Below are 3,237 nucleotides of genomic sequence, written 5' to 3'. Positions count from 1 at the left end.
GTTCTGCATCGTCTGCCGGGGGTGCCTGGCATGTCTGGGCTGCATGGACTGCACCAGGTGCCGGGCGTGCGTCGGTTGCATCAGCTGCGAGGACTGCATCGGCTGCGTGGGTTGTGTGAACTGCTCAGGCGTTCGAAATGCCGTCGGCCTTCGCGACGTGCACGCCTGATCTGAAGCGAATCGGGCGCGCGCACGGACGCCGACGGTGCAGAACCGCGCCGGATCCGCCGGGTGACCGCGTAGGTTCGGCGCATGGCGAACTCCCGCGGACTGTTGCTCAACCCGAACGACTTCGACCCTCAACACCTCGATGCTCAATCGCGGCGCCAACTGCGCGCCCTGATCGAGTGGTTCGAAGAGCGCGGCAAGGTACGGCTGCTGCGCGACGACCTGGAGGCGACGTGGGTCGACGACTTCCTGGACTTCGTCAAGCGTGAGCGGCTGTTCGCCACGTTCCTGACCCCGTCGGAGTTCGCCGACGGGGATGCCGACAAGCGTTGGGACACCTCACGCAACGCCGTGCTCAGTGAGATCCTCGGGTTCTACGGGCTGGCCTACTGGTACGCCGAACAGGTCACGATCCTCGGTCTCGGGCCGATCTGGCAGAGCGACAACGTCAAGGCCAAGGAGAAGGCGGCCGCGCAACTCGAGGCCGGCGGGGTGATGGCGTTCGGGTTGTCCGAACGCGAACACGGCGCCGACATCTACAACACCGACCTGCTGCTCACCCCCGCGACCGAAGACGACACCGAGGGAGTGGTCTTCCGGGCGTCGGGCGAGAAGTACTACATCGGCAACGGCAACGTGGCGGGCATGGTGTCGGTCTTCTCTCGCCGCACCGATGTGGACGGCGCCGACGGCTACGTGTGGTTCGTCGCCGACAGCGGCCACGAGAAATACGAGCTCATCGACAACGTCGTGCACGGCCAGATGTTCGTGAGCAACTTCCGGCTCAACGACTACCCGGTCTACGAGGAGGACATCCTGTGCACCGGACCCGACGCCTTCTCCGCGGCGCTCAACACCGTCAACGTCGGCAAGTTCAACCTGTGCAGTGGCTCGATCGGGATGTGTGAGCACGCCTTCTACGAAGCGATCACCCATGCCAACAACCGCATCCTGTACGGCAACCCGGTCACCGACTTCCCGCACGTGCGCGCCAGCTTCGTCGACGCCTACGCCCGGGTGGTCGCGATGAAGTCGTTCAGCAACCGCGCCATCGACTACTTCCGCAGCGCCAGCCTCGAGGACCGGCGCTACCTGCTGTTCAACCCGGTCACGAAGTCCAAGGTCACCTCCGAGGGCGAGAAGGTCGTCACGCTGCTGTGGGATGTGCTGGCTGCCAAGGGTTTCGAGAAGAACACCTACTTCTGCGAGGTCGCCCGCCTGATCGGGGCGCTGCCGCGGCTCGAAGGCACCGTGCACGTGAATGTGGCGCAGATCCTGAAGTTCATGCCGAACTACATGTTCAACCCGACCGAATACCCGCAGATCGGCACCCGCGACGATCCGGCCGACGACGTGTTCTTCTGGTCGCAGGGACCGGCTCGCGGCGCATCGAAGGTGCAGTTCGCGGATTGGGCTCCGGTCTACGAGAAGCACTCGGCCATCCCCAACGTCGCGCGCTTCTACGAGCAGGCGCTGGCACTGAAGGAACTGCTGTCGACGGCGGCGCCGGACGCCGGTCAGCAGGCTGACCTCGACTTCGTCCTCGTCGTGGGGCACCTGTTCACGCTGGTGGTCTACGGCCAACTGATCCTCGAGCAGGCCGAGCTGACCGGTCTCGATCGTGATGTCGTGGACCAGATCTTCGACATCCAGGTGCGCGACTTCTCCGGCTACGCGATCGCGCTGCACGGAAAGCCCAGCTCGACGCCCGCCCAACAGGAATGGGCGCTGGCTGCGGTGCGCAAACCGGTTGCCGACGGCGCCCGCTTCGACCGGGTCTGGGAGCGGGTGCGAGCGTACGACGGGGCCTATGAGATGCGCCCCTGAACGGCCGCCCGGACGCACACCAAATCCGAAGGTCGGACACGGGTGTAGAGGCGCTGCGCAGGGGTACGCTTCGGGAAGCAGCCAATCACCGAAGAAGGGCAGCACACATGCTTCGAGAAACCAGAAGCGTCAACGACATTCGCACCGCGATCCGTGAGCTCAGCGCGCGCGCCGACCTGGCCCGCAGCGAAGGCCGCAGCGCGGATGCCGCCGAACTCGATCAGCGGGTCAGGAATTACCGAGACGAGCTGGGCACCCGACCCTAGGCGTCGAGCCTGCGGAACGTGCTGCGGTGAAAAACGATCGGCGGCACGTCCGGATGCACGGTGATGTCACTGACCCGCAGAACCACGATGGTGTGATCTCCCGCAGGGATCATCTGCTCGATCGCGCTCTCCAACCACACGCTGGTGCCGTGGATGAACACCGCACCGCGCTCGGTGGACGCCGTCTCCAGACCCGCGAACCGGTCACCTGTTTTGGCGGCCAGGGTGCGCGCGGCCGCGTCGTGTGACTCCCCGAGCACACTGATGCCGAGGTAGGGGACGTCTTTGAGGCGGGGCCACGTCGTCGACGTGTTCTGCACACAGAACGACACCAACGGCGGGTCGAGTGACACCGGGACGAAGGTGCTGGCCGCCAGGCCGACGCGGATGCCGTCGATCTCGGCGGCGATCGCGATGACGCCGGCGGGGAAATGCCCGAACGCCTCCCGCAGGGACGACGGGCTGAGGTGGGTCGGGGAGCCGCTCATCACCATCCATCATCACATGTGGCCGTCGACGGCGGCCACGCCCCGGATGCGCCGATCAACAGGGTCGCGAGCGGTAACGTGTCGCCCATCATGTGGATCCCGCTCCTGGTGATGGCCGTTGCGGTGAGCCTGGAACCGTTCCGCATCGGTATGACGGTCCTGATGATCAACCGGCCCCGGCCGGCGCTGCAGCTCCTCGCCTTCCTCGCGGGCGGCTTCGTCATGGGGACCAGCGTCGGCGTGATCGTGCTGTTCATCCTGCGACCGGCGTTGGGGTCCGCTCATTTCACGCTGCCCAGAGTGCAGATCGTGGTCGGCGCGGTGGTGTTGGTCAACGCGGTGCTGGTGGCCACGGGTCTGATGGGGCGGTTGCGTGGCACGCGTGCCGACGGGGCACCGGACCGGTTCTCGGGACCGCTCACAAACCGCGCCAAGCAGCTTCTCGGCGGCCGGTCGCTGTGGACGGCGGGCGTCGCCGGCCTCGGCAT

At 66.1% G+C, this 3,237-nt stretch carries 4 protein-coding genes; 3 read left to right on the top strand and 1 reads right to left on the bottom strand.

The window, feature by feature from the left end:
* The first annotated feature begins 252 nt into the window (after positions 1-252).
* Both WA965_RS19855 and WA965_RS19850 read left to right on the top strand, forming a co-directional pair.
* Positions 253-1,995, top strand: a complete 1,743-nt coding sequence (locus WA965_RS19855) for an acyl-CoA dehydrogenase family protein (protein ID WP_526302787.1) — start codon at positions 253-255, stop codon at positions 1,993-1,995.
* 107 nt (positions 1,996-2,102) lie between these two features.
* Positions 2,103-2,261 carry a hypothetical protein gene (locus tag WA965_RS19850; protein ID WP_526302786.1) on the top strand — a complete coding sequence of 53 codons (159 nt, stop codon included), beginning with the start codon at positions 2,103-2,105 and terminating at the stop codon, positions 2,259-2,261.
* Here the strand turns inward: WA965_RS19850 and WA965_RS19845 are convergent.
* Entirely contained in the window at positions 2,258-2,749 is a 492-nt protein-coding gene (locus WA965_RS19845; protein ID WP_526302785.1) for a flavin reductase family protein, read from the bottom strand. The two genes, WA965_RS19850 and WA965_RS19845, sit on opposite strands and share 4 nt — an antisense overlap.
* 90 nt (positions 2,750-2,839) lie before the next feature.
* Between WA965_RS19845 and WA965_RS19840 the strand changes: the two genes are divergently transcribed.
* Positions 2,840-3,237: GAP family protein (locus WA965_RS19840; protein ID WP_526447994.1), on the top strand; the 398-nt coding region annotated here is incomplete at its 3' end.

It is taken from the genome of Mycobacterium sp., assembly GCF_049683935.1.
In the GTDB taxonomy this organism is placed as follows: domain Bacteria; phylum Actinomycetota; class Actinomycetes; order Mycobacteriales; family Mycobacteriaceae; genus Mycobacterium.
The sequence above is the reverse complement of the archived record's forward strand: the minus strand, read 5'-3'. Positions and strand labels throughout refer to the sequence as shown.